Source organism: Streptomyces sp. NPDC008163 (assembly GCF_042956885.1).
Classification (GTDB): domain Bacteria; phylum Actinomycetota; class Actinomycetes; order Streptomycetales; family Streptomycetaceae; genus Streptomyces; species Streptomyces drozdowiczii_A.
This window is the reverse complement of record NZ_JBIBHG010000014.1, coordinates 111,304-136,491: the sequence shown is the minus strand read 5'-3', so window position 1 is coordinate 136,491 and position 25,188 is coordinate 111,304. Positions and strand designations below refer to the sequence as shown.

General features: G+C 71.0%; 25 protein-coding genes, 1 tRNA gene, 1 pseudogene and 1 riboswitch. Of the genes and pseudogenes, 16 read left to right on the top strand and 11 right to left on the bottom strand.

Going from position 1 to position 25,188, the window contains the following annotated elements:
• The first annotated feature begins 205 nt into the window (after positions 1–205).
• Positions 206–958 carry an MBL fold metallo-hydrolase gene (locus tag ACFZAT_RS28050; RefSeq protein ID WP_391268332.1) on the top strand — a complete coding sequence of 251 codons (753 nt, stop codon included), beginning with the start codon at positions 206–208 and terminating at the stop codon, positions 956–958.
• Between the two features lie 77 nt (positions 959–1,035).
• Here ACFZAT_RS28050 and ACFZAT_RS28045 read toward each other — a convergent pair whose 3' ends face one another.
• Together ACFZAT_RS28045 and ACFZAT_RS28040 are read right to left on the bottom strand one after the other, a co-directional pair.
• Positions 1,036–2,295, bottom strand: a complete 1,260-nt coding sequence (locus ACFZAT_RS28045) for a PTS transporter subunit EIIC (RefSeq protein ID WP_391268331.1) — start codon at positions 2,293–2,295, stop codon at positions 1,036–1,038.
• A gap of 264 nt (positions 2,296–2,559) precedes the next feature.
• Positions 2,560–3,819, bottom strand: a complete 1,260-nt coding sequence (locus tag ACFZAT_RS28040; RefSeq protein WP_265870554.1) for a PTS transporter subunit EIIC — start codon at positions 3,817–3,819, stop codon at positions 2,560–2,562.
• A 223-nt stretch (positions 3,820–4,042) separates the two neighbouring features.
• Between ACFZAT_RS28040 and ACFZAT_RS28035 the strand changes: the two genes are divergently transcribed.
• The 3 genes from ACFZAT_RS28035 (at position 4,043) to ACFZAT_RS28025 (ending at position 5,683) form a co-directional block, all read left to right on the top strand.
• Entirely contained in the window at positions 4,043–4,276 is a 234-nt protein-coding gene (locus ACFZAT_RS28035) for a glucose PTS transporter subunit EIIB (RefSeq protein WP_018517946.1), read from the top strand.
• Between the two features lie 154 nt (positions 4,277–4,430).
• On the top strand, positions 4,431–5,168 hold the full coding sequence (gene rph / locus ACFZAT_RS28030; protein ID WP_391268330.1) for a ribonuclease PH: 738 nt from the start codon (positions 4,431–4,433) through the stop codon (positions 5,166–5,168).
• 122 nt (positions 5,169–5,290) lie between these two features.
• Positions 5,291–5,683 (top strand): hypothetical protein, encoded by a 393-nt coding sequence (locus ACFZAT_RS28025; RefSeq protein WP_391268329.1) that lies wholly within the window; start codon positions 5,291–5,293, stop codon positions 5,681–5,683.
• Between the two features lie 96 nt (positions 5,684–5,779).
• On the opposite strand, the gene ACFZAT_RS28020 is transcribed toward ACFZAT_RS28025, so the two are convergent.
• Entirely contained in the window at positions 5,780–7,372 is a 1,593-nt protein-coding gene (locus ACFZAT_RS28020; protein WP_391268328.1) for a carboxylesterase family protein, read from the bottom strand.
• A 145-nt stretch (positions 7,373–7,517) separates the two neighbouring features.
• Here ACFZAT_RS28020 and ACFZAT_RS28015 point away from each other — a divergent pair, with 145 nt between their 5' ends.
• On the top strand, positions 7,518–8,075 hold the full coding sequence (locus ACFZAT_RS28015; protein ID WP_391268404.1) for a TetR family transcriptional regulator: 558 nt from the start codon (positions 7,518–7,520) through the stop codon (positions 8,073–8,075).
• A gap of 25 nt (positions 8,076–8,100) precedes the next feature.
• Positions 8,101–8,703, top strand: coding sequence for an RdgB/HAM1 family non-canonical purine NTP pyrophosphatase (gene rdgB, locus ACFZAT_RS28010; protein ID WP_391268327.1), 603 nt, complete (start codon positions 8,101–8,103; stop codon positions 8,701–8,703).
• A 40-nt stretch (positions 8,704–8,743) separates the two neighbouring features.
• Here the strand turns inward: rdgB and ACFZAT_RS28005 are convergent.
• From ACFZAT_RS28005 to bcp, 5 genes and pseudogenes are all read right to left on the bottom strand, one after another.
• Positions 8,744–8,827: transfer RNA gene (locus ACFZAT_RS28005), tRNA-Leu, on the bottom strand.
• Between the two features lie 60 nt (positions 8,828–8,887).
• Entirely contained in the window at positions 8,888–9,550 is a 663-nt protein-coding gene (locus tag ACFZAT_RS28000; RefSeq protein WP_391268326.1) for an HNH endonuclease, read from the bottom strand.
• Positions 9,547–9,729, bottom strand: a pseudogene (locus ACFZAT_RS27995) (HNH endonuclease); the annotation flags it as partial. The pseudogene ACFZAT_RS27995 and the gene ACFZAT_RS28000, both read right to left, overlap by 4 nt.
• Positions 9,730–10,008: 279 nt before the next feature.
• Positions 10,009–11,505, bottom strand: coding sequence for a glycine betaine/L-proline transporter ProP (gene proP / locus ACFZAT_RS27990; RefSeq protein ID WP_391268325.1), 1,497 nt, complete (start codon positions 11,503–11,505; stop codon positions 10,009–10,011).
• 173 nt (positions 11,506–11,678) lie between these two features.
• On the bottom strand, positions 11,679–12,146 hold the full coding sequence (bcp, locus tag ACFZAT_RS27985) for a thioredoxin-dependent thiol peroxidase (protein WP_073863676.1): 468 nt from the start codon (positions 12,144–12,146) through the stop codon (positions 11,679–11,681).
• A 127-nt stretch (positions 12,147–12,273) separates the two neighbouring features.
• Between bcp and ACFZAT_RS27980 the strand changes: the two genes are divergently transcribed.
• The 3 genes from ACFZAT_RS27980 (at position 12,274) to ACFZAT_RS27970 (ending at position 13,452) form a co-directional block, all read left to right on the top strand.
• Positions 12,274–12,591 (top strand): DUF3618 domain-containing protein, encoded by a 318-nt coding sequence (locus ACFZAT_RS27980; protein ID WP_073965000.1) that lies wholly within the window; start codon positions 12,274–12,276, stop codon positions 12,589–12,591.
• A 43-nt stretch (positions 12,592–12,634) separates the two neighbouring features.
• Positions 12,635–12,973, top strand: a complete 339-nt coding sequence (locus ACFZAT_RS27975) for a co-chaperone GroES (protein ID WP_018105628.1) — start codon at positions 12,635–12,637, stop codon at positions 12,971–12,973.
• Positions 12,974–13,024: 51 nt separating this feature from the next.
• A riboswitch (guanidine-III (ykkC-III) riboswitch) is annotated at positions 13,025–13,092 on the top strand.
• 39 nt (positions 13,093–13,131) lie between these two features.
• Positions 13,132–13,452, top strand: a complete 321-nt coding sequence (locus ACFZAT_RS27970; RefSeq protein ID WP_018105629.1) for a multidrug efflux SMR transporter — start codon at positions 13,132–13,134, stop codon at positions 13,450–13,452.
• A gap of 29 nt (positions 13,453–13,481) precedes the next feature.
• On the opposite strand, the gene ACFZAT_RS27965 is transcribed toward ACFZAT_RS27970, so the two are convergent.
• Positions 13,482–15,860 (bottom strand): transglycosylase domain-containing protein, encoded by a 2,379-nt coding sequence (locus ACFZAT_RS27965; RefSeq protein ID WP_391268324.1) that lies wholly within the window; start codon positions 15,858–15,860, stop codon positions 13,482–13,484.
• Positions 15,861–16,032: 172 nt separating this feature from the next.
• On the opposite strand from ACFZAT_RS27965, the gene ACFZAT_RS27960 reads away from it, so the two are divergent.
• From ACFZAT_RS27960 to ACFZAT_RS27945, 4 genes are read left to right on the top strand one after another with little or no spacing between them, the layout of a single operon-like run.
• Positions 16,033–16,833 carry an ABC-2 family transporter protein gene (locus ACFZAT_RS27960; RefSeq protein ID WP_391268323.1) on the top strand — a complete coding sequence of 267 codons (801 nt, stop codon included), beginning with the start codon at positions 16,033–16,035 and terminating at the stop codon, positions 16,831–16,833.
• A complete protein-coding gene (locus ACFZAT_RS27955; RefSeq protein WP_391268322.1) occupies positions 16,826–17,695 on the top strand; it encodes an ABC-2 family transporter protein in 870 nt (289 codons plus the stop codon). The genes ACFZAT_RS27960 and ACFZAT_RS27955 overlap by 8 nt, the downstream gene beginning before the upstream one ends.
• Positions 17,696–17,718: 23 nt before the next feature.
• The gene (locus tag ACFZAT_RS27950; protein WP_391268321.1) at positions 17,719–18,747 is read left to right on the top strand and encodes an ATP-binding cassette domain-containing protein; all 1,029 of its coding nucleotides are present in this window, start codon (positions 17,719–17,721) and stop codon (positions 18,745–18,747) included.
• 48 nt (positions 18,748–18,795) lie between these two features.
• Positions 18,796–19,458 (top strand): DUF1707 domain-containing protein, encoded by a 663-nt coding sequence (locus ACFZAT_RS27945; protein WP_391268403.1) that lies wholly within the window; start codon positions 18,796–18,798, stop codon positions 19,456–19,458.
• Between the two features lie 95 nt (positions 19,459–19,553).
• Here the strand turns inward: ACFZAT_RS27945 and ACFZAT_RS27940 are convergent, their stop codons facing one another.
• Positions 19,554–20,804 carry a GDSL-type esterase/lipase family protein gene (locus tag ACFZAT_RS27940; RefSeq protein WP_391268320.1) on the bottom strand — a complete coding sequence of 417 codons (1,251 nt, stop codon included), beginning with the start codon at positions 20,802–20,804 and terminating at the stop codon, positions 19,554–19,556.
• A 302-nt stretch (positions 20,805–21,106) separates the two neighbouring features.
• On the opposite strand from ACFZAT_RS27940, the gene ACFZAT_RS27935 reads away from it, so the two are divergent.
• A complete protein-coding gene (locus tag ACFZAT_RS27935) occupies positions 21,107–22,318 on the top strand; it encodes a DUF445 family protein (protein WP_391268402.1) in 1,212 nt (403 codons plus the stop codon).
• Positions 22,319–22,604: 286 nt separating this feature from the next.
• On the opposite strand, the gene ACFZAT_RS27930 is transcribed toward ACFZAT_RS27935, so the two are convergent.
• A complete protein-coding gene (locus tag ACFZAT_RS27930) occupies positions 22,605–22,937 on the bottom strand; it encodes a hypothetical protein (RefSeq protein ID WP_391268319.1) in 333 nt (110 codons plus the stop codon).
• A 163-nt stretch (positions 22,938–23,100) separates the two neighbouring features.
• On the opposite strand from ACFZAT_RS27930, the gene ACFZAT_RS27925 reads away from it, so the two are divergent.
• Both ACFZAT_RS27925 and ACFZAT_RS27920 read left to right on the top strand, forming a co-directional pair.
• Positions 23,101–24,612, top strand: a complete 1,512-nt coding sequence (locus ACFZAT_RS27925) for an MFS transporter (RefSeq protein WP_391268318.1) — start codon at positions 23,101–23,103, stop codon at positions 24,610–24,612.
• Entirely contained in the window at positions 24,609–25,163 is a 555-nt protein-coding gene (locus tag ACFZAT_RS27920; RefSeq protein ID WP_391268317.1) for a TetR family transcriptional regulator, read from the top strand. The genes ACFZAT_RS27925 and ACFZAT_RS27920 overlap by 4 nt, the downstream gene beginning before the upstream one ends.
• The last annotated feature ends 25 nt before the right edge of the window (positions 25,164–25,188 follow it).

Sequence of the window (25,188 nt, the reverse complement as noted above, 5' to 3'; positions counted from 1 at the left end):
AGGAGCGGGGTCCGGGGCGGCGCCCCGGTTTCGGGAAGACGCGGGGCGGGGAACGCCACCCGAACCGGTGACAGCGCAGGTGAGTTCCCCCACAACGAGCCACCCCGAAGGAGCGACCCGCACTTTCGCGCCTTACGCTCAACAAACCGCACCGCGAGAACCGCACGAACCCTCCCCGTTCCCACGTCTCGGAGGTTCACGCTCCATGAAGCTCACCGTCGTCGGCTGCTCCGGCTCGTTCCCCTCCGCGGGATCGGCATGCTCGAGCTACCTCGTAGAGGCCGACGGCTTCCGGCTGCTCCTCGACATGGGCAACGGCGCCCTCGGCGAGTTGCAGCGCCATGTAGGTCTCTACGACCTCGACGCCATCTTCCTCAGTCACCTGCACGCCGACCACTGCATCGACATGTGCGCGTACTTCGTCGTCCGGTACTACCCGCACGGCGGCGACCGCCCCGCCCGCATCCCGGTCTACGGCCCCGAGGGCACCGAGCAGCGGCTCACCACCGCGCACGCGGACACCCCGTCCGACCACGCGATGAGCGAGGTCTTCGACTTCCACACGCTGAAGCCGGGCTGGTTCGAGATCGGTCCCTTCTCGGTGCGTGCGGAGAAGCTCTGCCACCCCGTCGACACCTTCGGCATCCGCATCGAGCACGGCGGCTCCTCGCTCACGTACTCCGGTGACACCGGCACCTGCGAGGCCCTGGACGAGCTGGCCGAGGGCGCGGACCTCTTCCTCTGCGAGGCGTCCTTCGTGCACGGCAAGGAGGACATCCCGGACCTCCACCTCAACGGCCGCGAGGCCGGCGAGCTGGCGGCCCGGGCGGGCGTCGGACGCCTGGTGCTGACGCACATCCCGCCGTGGACGGACGCCGAACGCAACCTCGCCGACGCCCGCGAGATGTTCACCGGCCCGACGGAACTCGCGGCGCCGGGCGCGGTGTACGAACTCTGAGCCGGGCGCCCGGACGCGTACGACGAAGCCCTCACCTTCCGCCGGGAAGGTGAGGGCTTCGAGCTGTCGGGCCGGACCTACTTGGTCAGGTCCTCGACCTCCTCCTCGGGCTCACGGCCCGGGGTGGTGAGGTTGAACTTGACGATCGCGAAGCGGAAGGTCACGTAGTAGATCGCTGCGAAGACCAGACCGATCGGGATGATCATCCACGGCTTGGTGGCGTGGGTCCAGTTCAGCGCGTAGTCGATGAACCCCGCCGAGAAGTTGAAGCCCGCGTGGACGCCCAGGCCCCAGGTGATGGCCATCGAGGCCGCGGTCAGTACGGCGTGGAGCACGTACAGGACCGGCGCGATGAACATGAACGAGAACTCGATCGGCTCGGTCACACCGGTGACGAACGAGGTCAGCGCGAGCGAGACCATCATGCCCATCACGGCCTTGCGGCGCTCGGGGCGGGCGGTGTGCGCGATGGCGATCGCGGCGGCCGGGAGGCCGAACATCATGATCGGGAAGAAGCCGGACTGGAACATACCCGCGGTCGGGTCGTCCGCCAGGAAGCGCGGGATGTCACCGTGGACGACCTCGCCGGCCGCATTGGTGAAGTCACCGAGCTGGAACCAGGCGACGGTGTTCACGAACTGGTGCATACCGATCGGGATCAGGGCGCGGTTGATCCCGCCGAACAGCGCGGCGCCGCCGGAGCCGAGACCGGTCATCCACTCGCCGAAGTTGGATATACCGTCACCGATCGGCTCCCAGATCAGGCCGAAGAAGACACCGACGATGACGCCGACGAAGGCCATGATGATCGGGACCAGACGGCGGCCGTTGAAGAAGCCGAGCCAGTCGACCAGCTTCTTGCGGTGGTACCGCTGCCACAGGACCGCGGCGAGCAGCCCCACGATGATGCCGCCGAAGACGCCGGGATCGTTGTACGTCGCGGCGACGTCGACACCCTTGTTGGCCGTCGTGTTGACCACCGCGTCGGTGACCGGGAACGCCTGGAGCACCTTGCTGTAGACCAGGAAGCCCACGAGGGCGGCGAGGGCGGTCGAGCCGTCCGACTTCTTGGCGAACCCAATGGCGACACCGACGCAGAACAGGAGCGGCAGGGCGCCGGTGATCGAGCCGCCGGCCTTGTCGAAGACGGCTGCGACCTTGTCCCAGCCGAGACCGTCCTTGCCGAACACGTCCGGCTGGCCCAGCCGGACCATGAGACCGGCTGCCGGCAGCACCGCGATCGGCAGCTGCAGGCTGCGACCCACCTTCTGCAGGCCCTGGAACAGGCCGGAGCCCCGCTTCTTCGCGGGGGCCGCCGTAGCGGTGGCCGTACTCATCAACTTCCTCCAGTAAGCAAGGCGCCGCCGGGGACAGGGGGTTTTGGGTGGGCGACGACTCGAGAAACGTGTCGCGCGAAGCTTCACGTGGTCTGGACCACTGAGTGGTGTAGACCAGTTGTAGCACGGTGAGGGTTAGATAAGGAACCTGCAATTTGCGACTACTTCGCAGCAGCTACCGCATACGCACCGTGACATGCGAAAAGCCCCCGGACCGCTTGGTCCGGGGGCCGCGCTCACAAGGTCAGTGACCTTGCGTAAAGGCTACTTCGTGAGGTTCCTCTCGATGTCCTCCTCCACCTCCTCGGGCTCCCGCCCGGGTGTCGGAAGGTTGAACTTCGTGATCGCGAACCGGAAGATCACGTAGTAGACGACCGCGAAGCAGGCGCCGATGGGCAGGATCAGCCATGGCTTCGTATCCAGGTGCCAGTTGACGACGTAGTCGATCAGCCCCGCCGAAAAACTGAACCCGGCGTGTACGCCCAGCGCCCAGGTGATGCCCATCGACGCGCCGGTCAGCAGCGCGTGCACCCCGTACAGCAGCGGTGCGACGAAGAGGAACGAGAACTCCAGCGGCTCCGTCACGCCCGTGACGAACGAGGTCAGCGCGACCGACAGCATCAGGCCGGCCACCTCCTTGCGCCGCTCCGGCCGCGCGGTGTGCGCGATGGCAAGCGCCGCCGCCGGCAGCCCGAACATCATGATCGGGAAGAAGCCCGAGGTGAACTGCCCGGCCGACGGGTCCCCGGCGAAGAACCGCGAGATGTCGCCCTGGACCGTGCCGCCGTCGCTGCCGGTGTACTCGCCCGCCTGGAACCAGAAGAACGTGTTCAGGAACTGGTGCATGCCGATCGGGATCAGCAGCCGGTTGGCGAAACCGAAGATCGCCGCGCCCCAGGCGCCGAGGTTGATCAGCTGCTTGGCGAACCAGGTCAGCGCGTCGCCCACCGGCTGCCACAGCAGGCCGAACAGCACGCCCAGGATCACGCAGAGGAACGCCATCAGGATCGGGACGAGCCGGCGGCCGTTGAAGAAGCCGAGCCAGTCGACCAGCTTCGTCCGGTGGTAGCGCTGCCAGACCACGGCCGTCAGCAGGCCGATGATGATCCCGCCCAGCACGCCCGGGTTCTGCGGCACCCCGTCCGGGACGTCCTTGGTCACCGAACCGTCCACCGGGAACGCCGTCAGTACCCCCCGGTAGACCAGGAAGCCGGCGACGGCCGCGAGCGCGGTCGAGCCGTCCGCCTTCTTCGCGAAGCCGATCGCGACGCCGATGCAGAACAGCAGCGGCAGGCCCAGTTCGCCGTCGAGGATCGCGGTTCCGCCATTGAGCAGGACCTTCGCGAACTTGTCCCAGAAGCGTCCGTGCAGGGAGGAGTCGAAGAGGTTGCCGAGACTGACCAGCAGGCCCGCCGCGGGCAGGACGGCCACCGGCAGCTGCAGGCTGCGGCCGACCTTCTGCAGGCCCTGGACCGGCCCGTTCCACCACTTCCGCTGCGGTAGCGCGGCCGCGTTCGAACTCATCGGCATCCTCCCGGAACACGCCTGGTTTGGCGGTCGTCGCATACTGGTGTAGACCAGTCGCGATACGGTGCGGAGCCCGGCCCGGAAGGCGGGGCGCCGGTGATCGTCATCATTGGGGACCGTGCGGTTGCCCGCCCGAGAAGTTGGGCCAACCGTGCGTTACCGTGACGAAAAGGACCCAGGGTGGGCCGCCGCACGCACATGAGGAACCAGGGAGAAGGCCATGGCCAGCAAGGCTGAGAAGATCGTCGCCGGGCTCGGCGGAATCGAGAACATCGAAGAGGTCGAGGGCTGCATCACGCGCCTCCGCACCGAGGTCATCGACCCGAGCAAGGTCGACGAGGCCGCGCTCAAGGCCGCCGGCGCGCACGGCGTCGTGAAGATGGGCACCGCGATCCAGGTCGTCATCGGCACCGACGCGGACCCGATCGCGGCCGACATCGAAGACATGATGTGACGACCGCCTGAACCCGTCGCCGCAGGCCCCGCCCACCCCGGGCGGGGCCTGCGGCACGTCCTGGACGCCGCCCCGCTCACCCCCTCCGCGCCGGGGCGCCCACCCCCTCCGCACCCGGAAATCGGAGCCCCCGTCACCCGATAGGCTCGGCGCCATGTCTCGTATCGACGGCCGCACCGCCGACCAGCTCCGTCCCGTCACCATCGAACGCGGATGGAGCAAGCACGCCGAAGGTTCCGTGCTCATCTCCTTCGGTGACACCAAAGTCTTCTGCACCGCCTCCGTCACCGAGGGCGTGCCGCGCTGGCGCAAGGGCAGCGGCGAGGGCTGGGTCACCGCCGAGTACTCGATGCTGCCCCGGTCCACCAACACCCGCGGCGACCGCGAATCCGTACGCGGCAAGATCGGCGGCCGGACCCACGAGATCAGCCGGCTCATCGGCCGCTCCCTGCGCGCCGTCATCGACTACAAGGCGCTCGGCGAGAACACGATCGTCCTGGACTGCGATGTCCTCCAGGCCGACGGCGGCACCCGCACCGCCGCCATCACCGGCGCCTACGTCGCCCTCGCCGACGCCATCGCCTGGGCCCAGGGCAAGAAGATCATCAAGCACGGCCGCAAGCCGCTGACCGGCACCGTCGCCGCCATCAGCGTCGGCATCGTCGACGGCACCCCGCTCCTCGACCTCTGCTACGAGGAGGACGTCCGCGCCGAGACCGACATGAACGTCGTCTGCACCGGCGACGGCCGCTTCGTGGAGGTCCAGGGCACCGCCGAGGCCGAACCCTTCGACCGGACCGAGCTCAACGCGCTCCTCGACCTCGCCACCGCCGGCTGCGTCGACCTCGCCCGGCTCCAGAACGAGGCACTGGCCACCACCCTCGGCGCCTGAACGGCAAACCGCGAAGGTAAAGAGGCAACCAAGTCCCGCCCAGCGGCGTCGATACGCATACGGGCGCACGGGTCGAACCGTGCGCCCGTCCGCGTATCCGCACCCCGGGGAGGGACCACACCATGGCCGCGCGCCACCGGCTCCACCGCACCGCACTGGCCGTCACCGCCGTACTGATCACCGCCGCCGCGGCGGCGGGCTGCGGCGCCCTCGACAAGACGCTCGACTGCGTCCGCACCGCCGACGCCATCGCCACCAGCGTCGACAACCTCCGCCAGGCGGTCTCCAACGCCTCCAACGACCCCACCCAGGCGTCCGAGGCCCTGGACCAGATCCAGGAGGAGCTGGGCAACCTCGGCGACAAGACGGACAACGCCGACCTCTCCAAGGCCGTGGACGACCTCCGCTCCGGCGTCACCAACGTCCGCGACTCCATCGACAAGGGCGACGCGACCCCGGACATCACCCCGGTCACCGACGCGGCCGGCGAGATCGCCAAGGTCTGCACCCCGTGACGCACGGGTGCCCCGGCGGCACGACCGCCGGGGCACCGCAAAGACCCTGGGGCCTTTCGTTCGGATCATGCTGGGCTCGCGGGGCGTGGCACGGCCCTACACGAACCGCTTCCAGAACGCGTAGTGGTGGCCGGCCGCGAAGTCCGTCCGGCCGATGTCCCCGGACGCCAGGCGCTGCACATACCGCTCCTCGTCCGTGAACGGCTCCCACACCGGCAGCCCCGGACCGTCCATCCGGCCCGTGCTCGCGAACCGGCTCCAGTAGCCGACCACCGTGTCCGACAATTCCGCCTGTGCCGAGTCCAGCGACTCGAAGAGCTCGTTCTCGAACAGGTACGCCAGGTCGGTCATGTGCCCCGTACCCAGGGAAAAGCTCGCCGGCCGCGGCACGCCCCGGAAGTACGGCGCCGACGCCTCGGCGAACTCGTACGCGTACACCGACGTGTGCCGCGCCAGCGCTCGCTGCGTGTCCAGGGCCGCCGTCGACCACTCCGAGTCCGTGAGCACCGCCGACAGCGCCGCACCCGGAGCCGGATACCGCTCCACCGGATACTCGGCCAGCACCGCCGGAGCATCCGCCCCGAACCGGTTCGTCACCTTCTCCGCGTATCCCTCGGCGGTCAGCGGCCGACCCGTCGTGAGCTCGTCCATGCCCGCCAGCCCGCTCATCTCGTCGCGCGTCGAACCGTGCAGCACCGGCACCCGCGCGAACCGCCCCGCCGCGATCGCCTCCGCCGGCGCCTCCGGCACCACCTCACCGTCCACCACGGGGCGGTAGCCGTCGTGACCGGACGCGGACGCCTCGACCAGATCGGCCGTCGACATGGACCGCAAGCAGGAGTCGACCGCGTCCGTGCCCCCGCACCCGGCAGCCGCGACGACGTCGCCGCCCTGCTTCTCGGCCTGCGCCCGCGTGAACGAACCGTCCGGCCCCACACACCCCGCGCTCTGCACAATCGCCTTGTGGAACAGCCCCCGCGCCCCCGGTGACACCAGCTGGGCGCACACGCTGTAGCCCCCGCCCGACTGGCCCATGAGCGTCACGTTGCCCGGATCCCCGCCGAAAGCACCCGCGTTGCGCGCCACCCACCGCAACGCGGCCTGCTGATCGAGCAGCCCCAGATTCGCCGGAGCGCGCAGACCGGGCGCCGAGAGGAAGCCGAACACCCCCAGCCGGTAATTGACCGTCACCACCACCGCGCCCTGCCGCGCGGCCGCCAACTTCGCCGCGCCGTAGCTCGCCCCGTCCCCGTACGCGAAGCTCCCGCCGTGGATCCACACGATCACCGGCCGGGGCCGCGCCGACCGCCCGGCCGGCGTCGTCACGTTCAAGTACAGGCAGTCCTCGCTGCCCCCGCCCGCGATGGCGATCGGCTGATCCGTCGGCTGCGCGCACGCGCTCCCCGGGGCGCGGGCGTCCAGCGTCGCCGACCACGGCCGGACCGGCTGCGGCTTCTTCCAGCGGCGCTCACCGGTTGGCGCAGCCGCGTACGGGATGCCCTGGAACGTGCGCACCGCGCCGGTGACCGCCCCCCGCACCGGGCCTTCGGCGGTCACCACCCGGGCGGGGAGGCGGGAGCTGCCCGGGCGTTCCGTCGCTTCGGCGGCCGGCGTGAGGGCGGCCGTGGCGAGGACCGTGGCGACGGTGGTGGCGGCGAGGGCGGTGACACGGGACTTCACGGGACCCATTTCGGACTCCAGAGCTCGATGTGATCTTCGGTGCGTGCGCCAACGGCATCAACGTAACGGGGAATTGGGCGATCGCGCAATACGTTTGTATGGATCGATCGTGCAAGGTATCCGTCCCGGGCGGCTTAGGATGCGGCGCATGGGTATGGGAAACCGGGAGAAGCTGCTGGAAGCGGCCAGGAAGTGCCTCTTCGAGAAGGGGTACGAGCGCACCACCGTCCGCGACCTCGCCTCGGCGGCGGGCGTCAGCATGGCGGCCATCGGCTACCACTTCGGCTCCAAGGAGGCCCTGCTCAACCAGGCGCTCTTCGAGGCGCTCGACTCCGGGGGCCAGGCGCTGGGCCCGTCGGCGGGGGACGGCGACCTCGGGGCGCTCTGGCAGCGCCTGATCGAGGCGTTCTCGGCGAACAGGACGTTCTGGCTGGCCAATCTGGAGACGATCCTGCGCGCCCAGCGCGACCCGGAACTCCGCGAGCAGGTCGCCTCAGGGCTGCGGCAGGGGCGCAGCGGCATGGCGTACGAGGTCACGGGGACGCCGGAGAACGAGCTCTCCGAGGAGACCGTGCGCACCCTCGGCTCCGTACAGCTCGCCCTGCTCGGCGGGCTGATGATGCAGCACATCACCGACCCGGAGTCGGCGCCCACCGCCGACGAGGTGCTGGCCGGTATCCGCGCGCTGGCCGCCCGCCTGCCCGAGGCATGAGGGCGGGTCCGGCGATACTGGTCGCATGACCCGCCTCATCCTCGCCACCCGCAACGCCGGGAAGATCACCGAACTCCACGCGATCCTCGCCGACGCGGGCCTCACGTACGAGCTCGTCGGCGCCGACGCGTACCCGGAGGTCCCCGACGTCAAGGAGACCGGCGTCACCTTCGCGGAGAACGCCCTGCTCAAGGCCCACGCCCTCGCGCAGGCCACCGGCCACCCCGCGATCGCGGACGACTCCGGCCTCTGCGTGGACGTCCTCGGCGGCGCCCCCGGCATCTTCTCCGCCCGCTGGGCCGGCACCCACGGCAACGACCGCGCCAACCTGGACCTGCTCCTCGCCCAGCTCGGTGACATCTCCGACCCCCATCGCGGGGCCTACTTCGCCTGCGCTGCCGCGCTCGCCCTCCCGGACGGCACGGAACGCGTGGTCGAGGGCCGCCTGACGGGCACCCTCCGCCACGCCCCCGCCGGCGGCTACGGCTTCGGCTACGACCCGATCCTCCAGCCGGACGACGAGACCCGCACGTGCGCGGAACTGACCCCGGACGAGAAGAACGCGATCAGTCACCGCGGCAAGGCGTTCCGGGCGCTGGTGCCGGTGGTGCGGGAGCTGGTGGGCTGACACGCCGATGGGCCGCCCCGGAAGGCGGCCCATCGCGGTGTGCGGCCGGTGGGATTCGAACCCACACAGGATTTCTCCCAGATGCCCCTAAAACACCCGCCGATACCAGTTTGGCTACGGCCGCGCAGCTGATCTCAGCTTACTGCCCTCTGCGGAGAGAACGCAGCGGGTATCAGCACTCTTCTCAACGCCTCGCGCCGGTGCTGCCTCTGCACCACGTCCTGGTCACGGCGTGGCAGTTCGGGCAGAGGAGCCGCAGATTCTCTCTGCGATCGTCACTCCAGTCCCCGTTGACGTGATCAACCTCCAGTGTCATGAGTTTGCCCATCCATACCGTGCCGGCTCCGCACTCGGCACACTCTTCGGAGACGCCGACTTGGCGCAGGGCGCGTCGCAGGAGCGCGGTCTTCGCGCGGTGTCGGCCGTCGTGCTTCACCAAGATGCGGTCGGCGGGCTTCAGAGGGGTGGTTCCGGCCCGTCCCCGCTGATGTCCTTGCCCCAGGAAGTGCGTGATGGTGAGCCCGTCCTCGGCGAGCCAGGCGTGCAACTGCTTCCGCTGGCTCGCGTTGTCCGGGGGGCCCAGTCGCCTGAAAGTGTCGGCGATGGAGACGGCTGAGGCCACGGCGGCCGCGAGTTCCGTTGGCGAGGGTCGCTTCCCCGTTCTGCGGTAGCCACGGCCTGGAAAGTGGGACACGTCGATCCCGAAGTGCTTGAAGCGGCCGAGCAGATAGCGACCGAGTCGGCCGTAGGGACGAGTGCCCAGGAAGTCGATGACCTCCTGGATGTCGGCGCATCTGTCCGCTGCTTCGGCCAGTAGCTCCCGTGTGTGGCGGCTGCCCGAACTCATCGCTTCTCACTCCGCGTCGGTGTGCGCCGACCCTTGCCGCGGCCTCGGTATGCGTCGGTCGTCGAGTGGCAGTTGGGGCAGAGCAGCCTCAGGTTCTCCAGCCGGTTGTCGCGCCAGTCGCCGTTGATGTGGTCCACCTCCAACGTGAGCGGATGGCCCCGCCAGGTCGGTGCTGTCCCGATCCGTTCGCGGAGATGGCCCCGGGTGCCGCTCTGCGGGTCGACCCCGAGTTTCATCAACGCTTCAGACAGCGTTCGCGACGACGAGACGACCCCTGAAGGCCGCTCGTGTGTGTACGGACTCCTCGGCACGTTTCCCCTCCGCATCCGGCCCTCCGTTCGCGGCCTCGTGCGAAGTAACGAACCGACTATCGGAGTTTCGCGTCCGATATCCGACAAGATGCGGAACGGCCCGCACCGCTTCGGGGGGAAGCTGTACGGGCCGCAGGGGGGGAGGGGTCAGAACTTCGGGTCCGGGGTCTGGGCGTGGACCAGCTCTTCCGCTTCCGCCGTCGTCTCCACCGAGGGCGGGGAGCCCGCCAGGGGGCGGTTCGCCGTTTCCTTCATGCAGGCCACCGCGATCACGCCCACCAGAGCCGCCGCCATCGCGTAGTACGCCGGCATCAGGTTGGAGCCGGAGACGCTGATCAGGGCCGTGATCACCAGCGGAGTCGTACCACCGAAGATCGACGCGGAGAGGTTGTAGCCCACCGAGAGCGAGCCGTAGCGAACGTTCGTCGGGAACAGGGCCGGGAGCGCCGCCGACATCGTGCCGAGCATGCAGACCAGGGAGAGGCCCAGCATCGCCATGCCGATGATGATCGCGGGGATGCTGCCCTGGCGGATGAGGAGGAAGGCGGGCAGCGAGAGGATCAGGAAGCCGAGCATGCCGGTCATCAGGAGCGGCTTGCGGCCGAAGCGGTCCGAGAGCTTGCCGACCTGGCTGATGATCAGCATGAGGAACACCATCACGCCGAGCAGGATCAGCAGACCGTGCGTCTCGCTGTAGCCGAGCTCGTCGGAGAGGTACGTCGGCATGTAGGACAGCAGCATGTAGTCGGTGATGTTGTACGCGCCGACCAGGCAGATGCAGAGGATCAGCGTCGGCCAGTAGTCGCGGAAGATCTTCGCCAGGTCCCCCTTCGCCGTCGTCTCGACGCTGTCCGCCGCCTCCGTGGCGTGCGCCGTGCCGCCCTCCAGCTTCTGGAAGGCCGGGGTCTCGTCCAGGCGCAGTCGCAGGTAGAGGCCGACCAGGCCGAGCGGCCCGGCGACGAGGAAGGGCACGCGCCAGCCCCAGGACTCCATCTGGGCGTCGTTGAGGAGCGCGTAGAGCAGCGTCACCAGGCCCGCGGCGCCCACGTAACCGGCGAGCGTGCCGAACTCGAGGAAGCTGCCGAAGAAGCCGCGCCGCTTGTCGGGGGCGTACTCCGCGATGAAGGTCGAGGCACCGCCGTACTCACCGCCCGTCGAGAAGCCCTGGAGCATGCGGAAGAAGATCAGCAGGACCGCGGCCCAGACGCCGATGGTGGCGTGCGAGGGGATGAGGCCGATCGCGAAGGTGCCGGTCGCCATCAGGATCATCGTGAGGGCGAGGACCTTCTTGCGACCGATCTTGTCGCCCATCGGTCCGAAGAACATGCCGCCGAGGGGGCGGACGAGGAAGGCGACCGCGAAGGTGGCGAAGGAGGAGAGGAGCTGGGTCGTGTCGTTCCCGGACGGGAAGAAGACGTGACCCAGGGTCGCGGCGAGGTAGGAGTAGATGCCGAAGTCGAACCACTCCATCGCGTTGCCGAGTGAGGCCGCCTTGACCGCGCGCTTGACCGCCTGGTCGTCCGTGACGGTGATGTCCGTGCGCCGCAGCTTGGGGTTCTGACGCTTCCGGATCGCACGGAACAGCGCGGGGTGACGTTTGACCGCTTCAGGGTCGGCCACCTGGTGGGGGTCGGAGGCCGCCATGGCCGGTTCCTTTCCTCGGCAACTGTTACAGGAAAGGCTTCTGCGCGGACATGGCGACCGCAAACCGGTTCAGCGAAGGATTGGGATGTCCATCACATGATTTCGGCCATTCGGCTCAGAGGATGGCCCGTTTCGGGCCGTTCCGTGCGGCTTGCGGGCCGTCCCGTCGTGCCTCAGATCTTGAGGTCCTTGATGATCTTGGCGACATGGCCGGTGGCCTTCACGTTGTAGAACGCGTGGGCGACCTTCCCCTCCTCGTCCACGACGACCGTGGACCGGATGACGCCCGTCACCGTTTTGCCGTAGAGCTTCTTCTCGCCGTACGCGCCGTACGCCTCAAGAGTCTCCTTGGCCGGATCGCCCACCAGTGTGACCTTGAGGTTCTCCTTCTCGCGGAACTTCGCGAGCTTCTCCGGCTTGTCCGGCGAGACCCCGATGACGTCGTAGCCGGCCTCGGCCAGCAGGTCGAGGTTGTCCGTGAAGTCGCACGCCTGCTTGGTGCAGCCGGGGGTAAGAGCGGCGGGGTAGAAGTACACGATGACCTTGCGGCCCTTGTGGTCCGCGAGCGAGACGTCGTTGCCGTCCGCGTCGGGCAGGGTGAAGGCGGGGGCGGTGTCGCCGGGGGTGAGGCGCTCGCTCATGGTTCTCCTCGTTGGTACGTGGGGTCTAAGGGACCGAGCGTAATGGGGGTGCCGCCGGGTGCGGACGCGGCGGAACTGACAGACTGTCGATGAAGGTTTACCGGACGAGGACCACGGAGGCGGCGCGGTGTCGGATGCCAGGACCCCTGCGCAGATCGAGGCGGACATCATCAGCAGGCGCGAGCAGCTTGCGGTGGTACTCGATGAGATCGGGGTGCGGGTGCACCCGAAGACGATCATCGGCGACGCGAAGGCGAAGGTCGCCGGGACCGTGGACCGGACGGCCGGCCGGGCGTACGTGGCGGTGAACCGCGCGGTGTCGGACGTCAAGGCCCAGTTCGTGTCGGAGACGGGCAGCCCGCGGCTGGAGCGCGTGATCCCGGCGGCGCTGCTCGCGGCGGGCGTGGTCGGCCTGGTCGTCGTCTCCTCGCGGCGCAAGCGCTGACCCCTCGCGCGTGGCGGGCGCGCTGCCCGGTAGGTTGCGGGGCGTGAGCGAGAACACCGACGACAAGCTGCCCATCCGGATGCTGCACGACCGAGTGCTGGTCCGGTCCGAGTCGCCCGAGGGCGAGCGGCGTTCCGGCGGCGGCATTCTGATTCCCGCGACGGCCGCGGTCGGCCGCCGGCTGGCGTGGGCCGTGGTGGTGGCGGTGGGGCAGAACGTGCGGACGGTCGAGCCGGGCGACCGGGTGCTGTTCGATCCGGAGGACCGGGCGGAGGTCGAGGTGCGGGGTGTGGCGTACGTGCTGATGCGCGAGCGCGACCTGCACGCGGTGGCGGCGGACCGCTTCGAGGGCTCGGAGGACTCGACCGGGCTGTATCTGTAGGGCTGTGGCATGGGCAAAGGGCCCGGTGACCGTTGTCACCGGGCCCTTTGCCCGTCCTTTGCTACGGTGGAGACACCCGACGAGACGCGCCGTACCGGGTTCCGCAAAGACGACGCACCCGTGTTGTTCGCGTGTTCTGTCTCGTCGGAGGTGCTGTCGTGGCGTGGGTTCTGCTGGTCGTCGCCGGTCTGCTGGAAGTGGCCTGGTCGATCGGGATGAAGTACACCGAGGGGTTCACCCGGCTGTGGCCGAGCGTGTTCACGGGCCTGGGGATCGTGGCGAGCATGATGCTGCTGTCGCACGCGGCCCGGACACTGCCGATCGGCACGGCGTACGGGGTGTGGGTCGGGATCGGCGCGGCGGGTGCTGCGGTCCTGGGCATGGTGGTGCTGCACGAGCCGGTGACGGCAGCCCGGATCTTCTTCGTGTGCCTGCTGCTGGTGGCGGTGGTCGGGCTGAAGGCCACGTCGGGGCACTGACCCGTCAGGGGCTTCGGGGCTTCAGGGGCTCACGGCCGCGTGCTGGGTGCCCGGGTGCCGCGCGGGCCTTCGAGGAAGCCGCCGATGTCGCCGCCGTCCCCGCCCCCGGTGTCCCCGCCGCCGTCCCCGCCGCCCGTGTCCGCCCCGCCGTCCGTGGCGCCGCCGGTGCCCGTGCCTCCGGCCGGGTTGTCCGTGGTGCCGGGGGTGGTGCGAGGGGCGGACGGGGTCCGGGACGGAGTGGTGGGCGGGGTGCGCCGGGGAGTGGCCGAGGGGGTGCGGCGGCCGGTCTCGCCGGGGGCGGTGTCCTCGGCGGTGGGCAGTGCGGTGTCTCCGGTGTCCTCCTCCACGTCGAGGTCGAAGGCACGGGCGGGGGTGCCCTTCAGGGCGGCCCCGGTGTACTGGGCCCAGGTCTCGGCGGGTGCGCCGCCGCCGTTGATGCGGGGGAGTCCGAGCGCGCCGTAGAGGGATTCCTGGGCGCCGGTGGAGGGGTCCTGGCCCATGACCGCGATGACGGTGGCGAGGTCCGGGGTGTAGCCGGCGAACCAGGCGGCGCGGTCCTCCTCGGCGGTGCCGGTCTTCCCGGCGGCGGGCCGGCCGGCGCCCCGGGCGGCGGTTCCGGTGCCGCCCTCCACGACGCTCCGGAGGATCGACGTGGTGGTGTCGGCGGCCTCGCGGCTGACGGCCTGCTTCACCGTGCGGCCGGGCAGGGTGACGTCCTCGCCGTCCTTGGTGACCTCGCTGACCAGGACGTGGGCGCCGTGCTTGCCGTGGGCGGCGAGGGTCGCGTACGCCTCGGTCATGTCGAGGACGCTGGCGGTGGCGACGCCGAGCGCGATGGAGGGGGTGGGGGTGAGGTCGGCGGTGTCCTTGGGGATGCCGAGGGAGACGGCGGTGTTCCGGACCTTCTCGGGGCCGACGTCCTCGGCCATCTGGGCGTAGACGGCGTTGACGGACTTGTCGGTGGCGGTGGACACGGTGATGGGGCCGTAGCTGCGGTCGTCCTCGTTGGCGGGGTCGTAGCCGGTGGGTCCGTCGGGGCCCTCGACCATGCGTTTGTTGGTGCCGTCGTAGATGGTGCCGGGGGTGATGCGGCGGCCGTCCTGGGTGGTGGAGTCGTTGGCGACGGCCGAGGTGAAGACGAACGGCTTGAAGGTCGAGCCGACCTGGTAGTCGCGCCGGGTCGCGTTGTTGACGTACTGCCGGGTGTAGTCGACGCCGCCGTACATGGCGACGACGTGGCCGGTGGCGGGGTCGATGGAGGCGCCGCCGACACGGACGTTGCGGTCCGCCTCGCGGTCGTCGTCGGTCTTGGACATGACCTTGCCCTCGACCGCCTCGACGAGGGCGTCCTGCCTTTTGCGCTGGAGCGTGGTGGTGATGCGGTAGCCGCGGGTGGCGAGGGTCTTCTCGTCCAGGATGTCGTTGTCGACGAGGTAGTCCTCGACGGCCTTGACGATGTAGCCGCGCTGTCCGGAGAGGCTGTTGGCGGGCTTGACGGGGCCGGGCACGGGGAAGGTCATCGCGGCGCGCTCGGCGGGGTCGAGCCACTTCTCCTTGACCATGCCGTCCAGCACGTAGTTCCAGCGGGCGACGGCGGCGGGCTTGTTCTCCGGGTAGGCGACGACGTCGTAGGCGCTGGGGGCGTTGAGCAGCGAGGCGAGGTACGCGCCCTGGGCGGTGGTGACGTCGCCGATGTCCTTGCCGTAGTAGGCCTGGGAGGCGGCCTGGATGCCGTAGGCGTTGCGGCCGAAGTAGCTGGTGTTGAGGTAGCCCTCCAGGATCTGGTCCTTGGACTGCTCCCGGTTGAGCTTGATCGAGATGAAGAATTCCTTGATCTTGCGGACGACGGTCTGTTCCTGGCCCAGGTAGTAGTTCTTGACGTACTGCTGGGTGATGGTCGAACCGCCCTGCTTGCCCTTGCCGGTGACGGTGTTCCAGCCGGCCCGGAACATCGCCTTGATGTCGACGGCGCGTTCGGAGTAGAAGTCGCGGTCCTCGGCGGCGAGGACCGCGTGCTGGACGGTGCGCGGTACCTGGGCCAGTTTGATGTTCTCGCGGTTGACGAGGCCGTCGCGGGCGATGACCGTGCCGTCGGCGTACAGGTAGACGTTGGACTGGGCGGTGGCACTGGCGTTGGCGGCGGGGATGTCGACCAGCTGGTAGCCGGCGATGAACCCGCCGACCAGGAGCAGGGCGATGAGGAGGATGCCGCCGAGGACCATGCGCCAGGTGGGGATCAGCCGCCGCCAGCCGGTGCGCTTGGGGCGCTTGGGCTTGTTCGCGCCGGTGGCTTCGGGGGCCTTGTCTTCGGGGGCCGGTCCCTGGGCGGCGGCGTCGGCAGGCAGGTCCCTGGGGGCCCAGCCCGGGGGGTCGGTGTCCCCGTTCTGCTGCTGTGGCTCGTCGCTCATGTCGGTGCAGACTCCTCGGCCGCGGTCAGTTCCCCCATAGTGCCCTTTTCTGGCGCATATCCCTTGGATCGACGGCCGAAAAGCGCTCGCGGCGGCCGTCCCGGCTGGACTAGGCTCCTGCGCTTTGGTGTCCACGCACGGTGCGGCACCCGTTGACGGGGAGGCGGTTGCTGTGCGGGTCTACGCGGTGGTGGCGGCGGGCGGTTTCCGCCGTTACGCCACCTATCGGATCGAGACGGCGGCGGGGGTGTTCACCAACACCGTCTTCGGCTTCATCCTCGCCTACACGTACATGGCCTTGTGGGACGAGCGGCCCCGGCTCGGCGGCTACGACATGCCGCAGGCGCTGACCTTCGTCTGGCTGGGCCAGGCGCTGCTGATGACCTGCGTGATGATGGGCGGCGGGTTCGAGGACGAGCTGATCGAGCGCATCCGCACGGGCGACATCGCGGTGGACCTCTACCGCCCGGTCGACCTCCAGCTGTGGTGGCTGGCGCAGGACTTGGGCCGGGCGGCCTTCCATCTGCTGGGGCGCGGCATCGTGCCGATGGTGCTCGGCGGGCTGGCGTTCGACCTGGCGCTGCCGGGGTCGGCGGGGCCGTGGCTGGCGTTCCTCGTCTCGGTGGCGCTGGGCGTGGTGGTGAGCTTCGGGATCCGCTATCTGGTGGCGCTGTCCGCCTTCTGGCTGATGGACGGGGCGGGCGCGGCGCAGATCGCCTTCCTGGCGGGGCTGTTCTTCTCGGGGATGCTGCTGCCGCTGAGCCTGTTTCCGGGGCTGCTGGGCGAGGTGGCGCGGCTGATGCCGTGGTCGGCGCTGCTCCAGATGCCGGCGGATGTGTTCCTGGGCAAGCACACGGGCTGGGGGCTGGTGCGGGTGTACGTGTTCCAGGCGTCCTGGGCCGCGGTGTTGCTGCTGGTGGGGCGGATGGTGCAGGGCGTGGCGACGCGGAGGGTGGTGGTCCAGGGTGGCTGAGCTGACGGAGACGGCGGTGCCGGAGGCGCCGGGTGCGGTGTTCGCCCCGCGGCCGCGGCTGGTCGAGGGGGTGCGGGCGTACGGGCTGATCGTGTCGATGTGGCTGCGCTCCACGATGGCGTACCGGGCGTCGTTCCTGATGACGGCGGTCGGCAACTTCACGGCGACGGCGTTCGACTTCGTGACGATCATGCTGATGTTCGCGCACGTCGACGCGCTGGGCGGCTACTCGCTCCCGGAGATCGCCCTGCTGTACGGGGCCTCGGGGACGGCGTTCGGCCTGGCGGACCTGCTGATGGGGTCGATGGACCGGCTGGGCCGCCGGGTGCGTGACGGCACGCTGGACACGTTGCTGGTGCGGCCGGTACCGGTCCTCGCGCAGGTGGCGGCCGACCGCTTCGCGCTGCGCAGGCTGGGGCGGATCACCCAGGGGCTGCTGGTCCTCGGCTACGGGCTGGTGGCGGCGGACATCGACTGGACCCCGGCGAAGGCGGTCGTGCTGCCGCTGATGCTGCTGAGCGGGTCGGTGATCTTCGGGGCGGTGTTCGTGGCCGGCGGGGCGTTCCAGTTCATCGCGCAGGACGCCTCGCAGGTGCAGAACTCGTTCACGTACGGGGGCAACACGCTGCTCCAGTACCCGCCGACGATCTTCGCGAAGGACCTGGTGCGCGGGGTGACCTTCGTGGTGCCGCTGGCCTTCGTGAACTGGCTGCCGGCGCTGTACGTGCTGGGCCGGGAGCTGCCGTTGGGGCTGCCGGACGGGGTGGCGTTCCTGCCGCCGGTGGTGGCCGCCGTCTGTGCGGCCGGGGCGGGCCTGGCGTGGCGGGCGGGGCTGCGGGCGTACCGGAGTACGGGAAGTTGAAGCGGGACGGGAGAGGGAGCGGCATGAGTACGGACACGGATACGAGCACGGCCGGGCATACGGGCGCCGGGGCGGCGTTCATCGAGCTGGACCGGCTGGAGAAGGTCTTCGACGTCCGCCGCAGGACAGGCTTCCTGCGCGGTGAGCGGCGCCAGGTGCGGGCGGTCGACGGGATCAGCTTCCGGGTGGAGCGCGGCGAGATGGTCGGCTACATCGGGCCGAACGGGGCCGGGAAGTCGACCACGATCAAGATGCTGACGGGCATCCTCACACCGAGCGGCGGCTCCCTGCGCGTCGCGGGCATCGATCCGTCGCGGGAGCGTACGCGGCTGGCGCACCGGATCGGTGTGGTCTTCGGCCAGCGTACGACGCTCTGGTGGGACCTGCCGCTGCGCGATTCGTACCGGCTGATGCACCGGATGTACCGGGTGCCGGACGCGCGCTTCCGGGCGAATCTGGACCGGTGCGTCGAACTCCTCGACCTGGGCGAGCTGCTGGACGTGCCGGTGCGTCAGCTGTCGCTGGGGCAGCGGATGCGCGGGGACATCGCGGCGGCGCTGCTGCACGACCCGGAGGTGCTGTATCTGGACGAGCCGACGATCGGCCTCGATGTGGTGTCCAAGGCCAGGGTGCGGCAGTTCCTGCGGGACCTGAACGCGGAGCGCGGGACGACGGTGCTGCTGACGACCCATGACCTCACGGACATCGAGCAGCTGTGCCACCGCGTGATGGTGATCGACCACGGCCGGCTGATGTACGACGGTGCGCCGGCCGGGCTGCACGAGGTGGGGGAGAGCGAGCGGACGCTGGTGGTCGACCTGGAGCGCGAACTCCCGCCGATCCGGCTGGAGTCGGAGCCCTCGGTGCGGACGGTGAAGGTGGAGGGGCCGCGCCAGTGGCTGGCCTTCCCGGCGTCCGCGTCGGCGGCCCCGCTGGTGGCGCGGATCGCCGCGGAGTACCCGTTGGCGGACCTTTCGGTGCGGGAGCCGGACATCGAGGCGGTGATCGCGAAGATGTACGCGCGCGAGCGGCCCGGGGAGCCGGTGACGTGAGCGGGCGCGTTCAATAGGCTGAGTTCCATGACGAGCGAACTCCCGGAGATGCGGGCATCCGACGCCGAGCGTGAACGTGTTGCCGAGACCCTGCGTGACGCGGTCGCCGAAGGGCGCCTGGAGATGGAGGAGTTCGACCAGCGCCTGGACGCCGCCTACAAGGCGCGGACGCACGGCGAGCTGGAACCGCTCGTCCGCGACCTGCCGGCTGTCGGCTCCTCCTCGTCGGTGCCCGCCGCCGTTCGGCCCCGGGCGGGCTCGGCGGCCCGCTGGTCCGAGCGGATCGGGCGGCCGGCGACCTCGACCGGCGGCTTCGCGTTCTGGGGCGGTTTCCGCCGCCGGGGCAACTGGACGGTCGGCAGGGTGTTCACCGCGTTCGCGATGTGGGGCGGCGGCGACATCGACCTGCGCGAGGCGAACTTCGAGTCCCGCGAGACCGTCATCCGCTGCTTCACGATCATGGGCGGCCTCCATGTGACGGTCCCGCCGGACCTCGACGTGGAGGTCCGGGGCATCGGCATCATGGGCGGCTTCGGGGAGGACGTCAAGGACGAGTCGGCCCCCGCGCCCGACGCGCCCCGGGTCCGCATCACCGGCTTCGCGCTCATGGGCGGCGTCGGCGTGGAGCACAAGCGCAGCAAGGCGGAGAAGCAGCGGCTGCGGGACGCGGAGGGCGGGCGGGGCCGCCTGGAGAAGGGCGAGGGGCGCTAGGGGGTGTCTTGTCGATCAGGGGCGGATCAGGCCGTGCCAGGCGTCGCGGACCCGGCCATGATCGGCAAGACGCCCCCCAGCTGTGTTGTCCCGGCTCAGAGCGCGTCGACCTTCGGCCTGTCCGCGGTCAGGGCGACCACGTCCGGCAGCGACGCGAGGCGGGCGTACCCGGCGTCGTTGAGGTGCAGGTGGTCGCCGGAGTCGTACGCCGGGCGCAGCCGCTGGGGGTGGGCCGGGTCGCGCAGGGCGAGGTCGGAGTCCATGACCTCGTCGAAGATCCGGCCCGCCCGGATCTCCGCGTTGACGTGCTGCCGCACCTTGTCCCCGCCGGCCGTCCAGACCGCCGAGCCCCGGTACGGCATGAGGGTCGCGCCGATGACCTTCAGGCCCCGGGCGTGGGCGCGCCGGGTGAGGTCGCGCAGGGCGTCGGTGATCCGCTCGGGGTCGGTCTCCCTCGGGAGCGCCTGGATGTCGTTGATGCCGAGCGCGATGACGACGGTCTTGGCGCCGGAGACGCCGAGGACGTCGCGCTCGAAGCGGTCGAGGGCGCGCGGGCCGATGCCGTCGTGCAGCAGGCGGTTGCCGCCGATGCCCTCGTTGACCACCGCGTATCCGTCGTGCAGCCGGTCGGCGAGGGCGTCCGGCCAGCGGGTGTTGGCGTCGGTGGTGGAGCCGGAGCCGGCGGTGAGCGAGTCGCCGAACGCGACCAGCGTCCCGGTCGCCTTCGTGTCGCCGCCCCGCACGTCGACGGCGGTGAGGTAGCGCCACTGCGTGGTGGCCCAGGTGCCCCGGCCGTCCTCGGTGTACGAGGTCTGGTGGCTGTTGGGGTGCGCGGTGACCGGCCCGTCGGCGGTCGGGGTGCGCAGGGTGACCACGAGGTCGGCGTCCGCGTCGACGGGGACGGCGACGGCGTCGCTGACGGTCTGCCCGCCGGCGGCCACCGTGACGGACGAGGCCCCCTGGAACGTCACGGGGCGGGTGTTCACGGTGACGCGGTCGATGAGCAGGGGCCGCGTGCCGAACAGGTTGGACAGCGTCACGCGGGCCTCGGTGCCGCCGATGCTGGTGTGCACGACGTTGCGGATGACGCGGCGGCTCTGGTCCGCCGCCTGCGCCGGGTCGGCCACGCCCACCACGGGCGCGGCCGCCCAGGTGGCGAGCCAGTGCCCGGAGGAGTGCGCCGGGGCGGCCGGGCTGTGGGCCACGCCCTGCGGGGCCGTCGCGGCTGCGGCCGTCGCCCTGTCCCCGTTGAACAGCAGGGAACCGGCGAACGCCACGGCTGCGGCGAGCGCGGCGGTACCCGCCACGAGGGCTATGAGCAGGGCGTACCCCTGGCGCCTGGGCATGGGCGGTGTGTCTCCTTGCGGAAATGAGGAAAAGCGGGGGAAGTGGACCGGTTCCCATGATGCGGCAGGGCGCGGGGAACTCGAAGTGCGGGCCGGGAGTAGGTCAGGTAGGCACAATGCGTAGCGGACGCCTGGGGCTGTGCGTACGCGGACGGGTGGAGCGGATGGAACGGATCGACGGGACCGGGCGGACCGAGCGGGGCGCACTGCCTCCGGGGCCCGGTGGGAGGGCGAGACCCGGGGGGCTCGCCTCGTTCGCGTACACCGCGGCGGACGAGGAGAAGCGTCGTGGCGTACGCCGGATGAAGACCACGGCCACCGGCCTCCTTCTGCTGGTCGCGCTGGTGTACGTCCTCGCCACCTGGGCGAAGAACGAGGGGGTGAGCGGCTGGCCGGGCTTCGTCGCGGCGGCCGCCGAGGCGGGCATGGTGGGTGCGCTGGCCGACTGGTTCGCCGTCACGGCCCTCTTCAAGCGTCCGCTCGGTCTGCCGATTCCGCACACCGCCATCATTCCCACCAAGAAGGACCAGCTGGGGGCCTCCCTCGGTTCCTTCGTCGGCGAGAACTTTCTCTCAGGGGACGTCGTACGTGACCGGATTCACTCGCTGGGCATCGGTGGCCGGGTCGGCGGCTGGCTCGCGGACCCGGCCCACGCGGACCGGGTCACGGCCGAGCTGTCGACCGCGCTGCGCGGCGCGCTCACCGTTCTGCGGGACGCGGACGTCCAGGCGGTCGTCGGCGAGGCGATCACCCGGCGGGCCAACGCGGCGGAGATCGGCCCGGGGCTCGGCAAGATGCTGGCGAAGGTCGTCGCGGACGGCGGCCACCGCAAGCTGGTCGACCTGGTCTGCGCCCGCGCGCACGACTGGCTGGTGCTGCACGGCGATTCGGTGATGGACGCGGTGCAGGGCGGGGCGCCGGGCTGGACGCCCCGGTTCGTGGACAAGCGGGTCGGGGAGCGGGTCTACAAGGAGCTCCTGCGCTTCGTCACCGAGATGCGGGACATGCCGGGGCACCCGGCGCGCGGCTCCATCGACACGTTCCTCGCGGACTTCGCGGCCGACCTGCAGACCGACTCGGAGACCCGGGACCGGGTGGAGCGGCTGAAGTCGGAGATCCTGGGGCGCGGCGAGGTCCAGGACGTCATCGCCTCGGCCTGGGCGTCGGTGCGCGCGATGGTGATCGCGGCGGCGGAGGACGAGCAGAGCGAGCTGCGGCTGCGCGCCCGGGCCTCGCTGATGTCGCTGGGTGCCCGGCTGGCCACGGACGAACGGCTCCAGGGAAAGCTGGAGGGCTGGCTGGAGGACGCGGCGGCGTACGTCGTGACGACGTACCGGACGGAGATCACGTCGCTGATCAGCGACACGGTGGCCGGCTGGGACGCGGACCAGACATCCCGCAAGATCGAGGCCCACATCGGCCGCGACCTGCAGTTCATCCGCATCAACGGCACGGTGGTGGGAGCGCTGGCGGGGCTGGCGATCTACACGGTGTCGTGGGCGCTGTGGGGGTGAGGGGGCCCCGGAGCGGGGCCGGGTGAGGGGGCCTGGGCGGACCGCCTGAGGTGGCGGGGGCCCGGGGCGGCGGCCGTTCGGTGCGGGCTGCCGCGGTGCCCACGCGGTGCCCGCGCTCGCGCCCGGGCCAGGGGCGCCCGGGCTCGGGACGCCCGGCCCGAGGATGCCCGGGTCAGGGGCGCCCGGATGGGAGGCCCGCGCCAAGGACGCCCCGGCCAGGAGCGCCTTGGCTCGGGCGGGCCCGGGCCGAGGACGCCCCGTCATCGCGCCCGGAGGGCGCACCCGTTCAGGACGACCGGCGGGTGACCGCCCAGGACGCGGCGGCCATCGTGCCCGCCGCGGTGAAGACCGCGGGCCAGGCGCCGACCTTCCTGGCCAGCGGGTGGGAGCCCGCGAACGCGGCCACGTACGCGGTGGTCAGCGCGACGGCCGCGCGCGGGCCCGCCTGCCGGTTCCACTCGTACGCGGCGACGCCGCCCGCCGCCGCGAGCGCGACCCCGCCCAGCGGACGCTTGCGGGTCCACCGCGCGACGGCGTAACCGCCGACCAGTCCGCCCGCCGCCATCGCCGCTGCCGGCACCTTCGCCATCGCGGTCACCTCCGCCTTCGTCCACGTCATGGGGTGTGCGCCCGGCGCACTCGTACGCGCCCGGCGCCCGGCGCCGCACCGGCGCCCGGACCGAGGCTAACGCGCGCTTCCGCCCCACCGTCGCGGAGGGGGTGCACAGGCGTTTACCCTGGGGGTGAACATCCGTGCACCCCCGAGCGAGCAACGGAGAACCATGCCCGCGGACATACCCGCCCCCGCCGCCCCGCCCACCCCCGCGGCCCAGGCCCCGCACCCGCGTTTCGCGGTGGGCGTGCTGGCCTTCTGCGGGGTGGTCGTCGCGGTGATGCAGACGATCGTCGTACCGCTGCTCCCGCACATCCCCGAGCTGACCGGAGCCACCCCGGCCGCCGCGAGCTGGCTGGTGACCGTCACGCTGCTGACCGGTGCGGTGTTCACACCGGTGCTCGGCCGGGTCGGCGACATGTACGGCAAGCGGCGGGTGCTCGTCGCCTCGCTCACGGTGCTCGTCGTGGGCTCGGCGCTCTGCGGGGCGAGCTCCCACATCGGCGTGCTGATCACCGGCCGCGCGCTCCAGGGTGCCGCCATCGCCGTCGTACCGCTGGGCATCAGCATCCTGCGCGACGAACTGCCGCCCGAACGCGTCCTGTCCGCCGTCGCGCTGATGAGCTCGACGCTCGGCATCGGCGCCGCCGTGGGCCTGCCGATCGCCGCGCTCGTGGTCGAGAACTTCGACTGGCACACGATGTTCTGGGTCTCCGGCGGCATCGGTCTCATCGACATCGTGCTCGTCCTCGCCTTCGTACCGGAGTCCCCGCTGCGCAGCCGCGGCCGCTTCGACGCACTCGGCGCCCTCGGCCTGTCCGGCGCGCTGGTCTGCCTGCTGCTCGCGGTGACGCAGGGCGGCGACTGGGGCTGGACCTCCGGCCGCACGGTCGGCCTGCTCGTGGCGGCCGTCGTGGTGGCGCTGATCTGGGGGGCGTACGAGCTCCGCGTCGCGACGCCCATGGTCGACCTGCGGGTCTCCGCCCGGCCGGCGGTCCTGCTCACCAACATCGCGGCCCTGCTCATCGGCTTCGCCTTCTACGCGAACTCCCTGGTCACCGCCCAGATGGTGCAGGAGCCGAAGGCGACCGGATACGGGCTCGGCGCGTCCCTCGTCGTCAGCGGTCTGTGCCTGCTGCCGGGCGGCGTGTCGATGGTGGCGCTCTCTCCGGTGTCCGCGCGGATCTCCGCCGCGTACGGCCCCAAGGTCAGCCTGGCCCTCGCGGCCGGGATCATCGCCACCGGCTACGGGGTGCGGTACTTCACCAGTCACAGCCTGTGGCTCATCGTCGCGGGCGCCACGGTCGTCGCCTCCGGCACGGCCATCGCGTACTCGGCGCTGCCGGCCCTCGTGATGCGCGGCGTGCCGGTCAGCGAGACCGGCGCGGCGAACGGCCTGAACACCCTGATGCGGTCGATCGGCCAGGCGTTCTGCAGCGCGACGGTGGCGGCCGTGCTGGCCAGCCTCACCTTCCGGGCGGGGGGCCGGACCGCGCCGACCCTGCACGCGTACCAGCTGGTCTTCGTCATCGCGGCGGGGGCGGCGCTGCTCGCCCTGCTGGTCACGCTCATGCTGCCGGGCCGCGGGCCCGCCGGGGCGGGTACGGTCGAGGCGAGCCGCAAGGCACCGGGCACCCTGACGGGGGGTGCGCGGCCGGCGGGGATCCAGGAGGGCGCATGACCGGCGGCCAGGCCATCGCCGCGACCGGCCGCGACGCGATCCTGCGGGCCGCCCGGCGGGCGTTCACGCAGCGGCCGTACGCGGAGGTGACGATCCGGGGGATCGCGGCGGACGCGGGGGTCAGCGCGTCGCTGGTGGTCAAGCACTTCGGCCGCAAGGAGGAGCTGTTCAACACGGTGGCCGACTTCGGGCCGGCCGCGGCTGAGCTGTTCGACGCGCCGCTCGACGGGCTGGGCCGCCACATGGTGGTCACCCTGGTGACCCGCCGCCGCGCGGCCCAGTCCGACCCGTTGCTCCGGGTCGTCTTCTCCCTGGGCAACCAGGACGAACGCTCCCTGCTCCGCGACCGCTTCCACGAACAGGTCACCGACGCGCTGACCGCCCGCCTCCCGGGGGAGGACGCCGCCCTCCGCGCGGAGCTCCTGGCCGGCCACCTGCTGGGCCTGGGCGCGACGTTGAGCCTCCACCGGGAGGGCGCGGGGGCGTCCGCGACGCCGGAACGCATCGCGGACCTGTACGCGCCGGTGCTCCAGCGGCTGATCACGGGCTGAGGCCTTGCGGTGGCGCTGCCCCCGT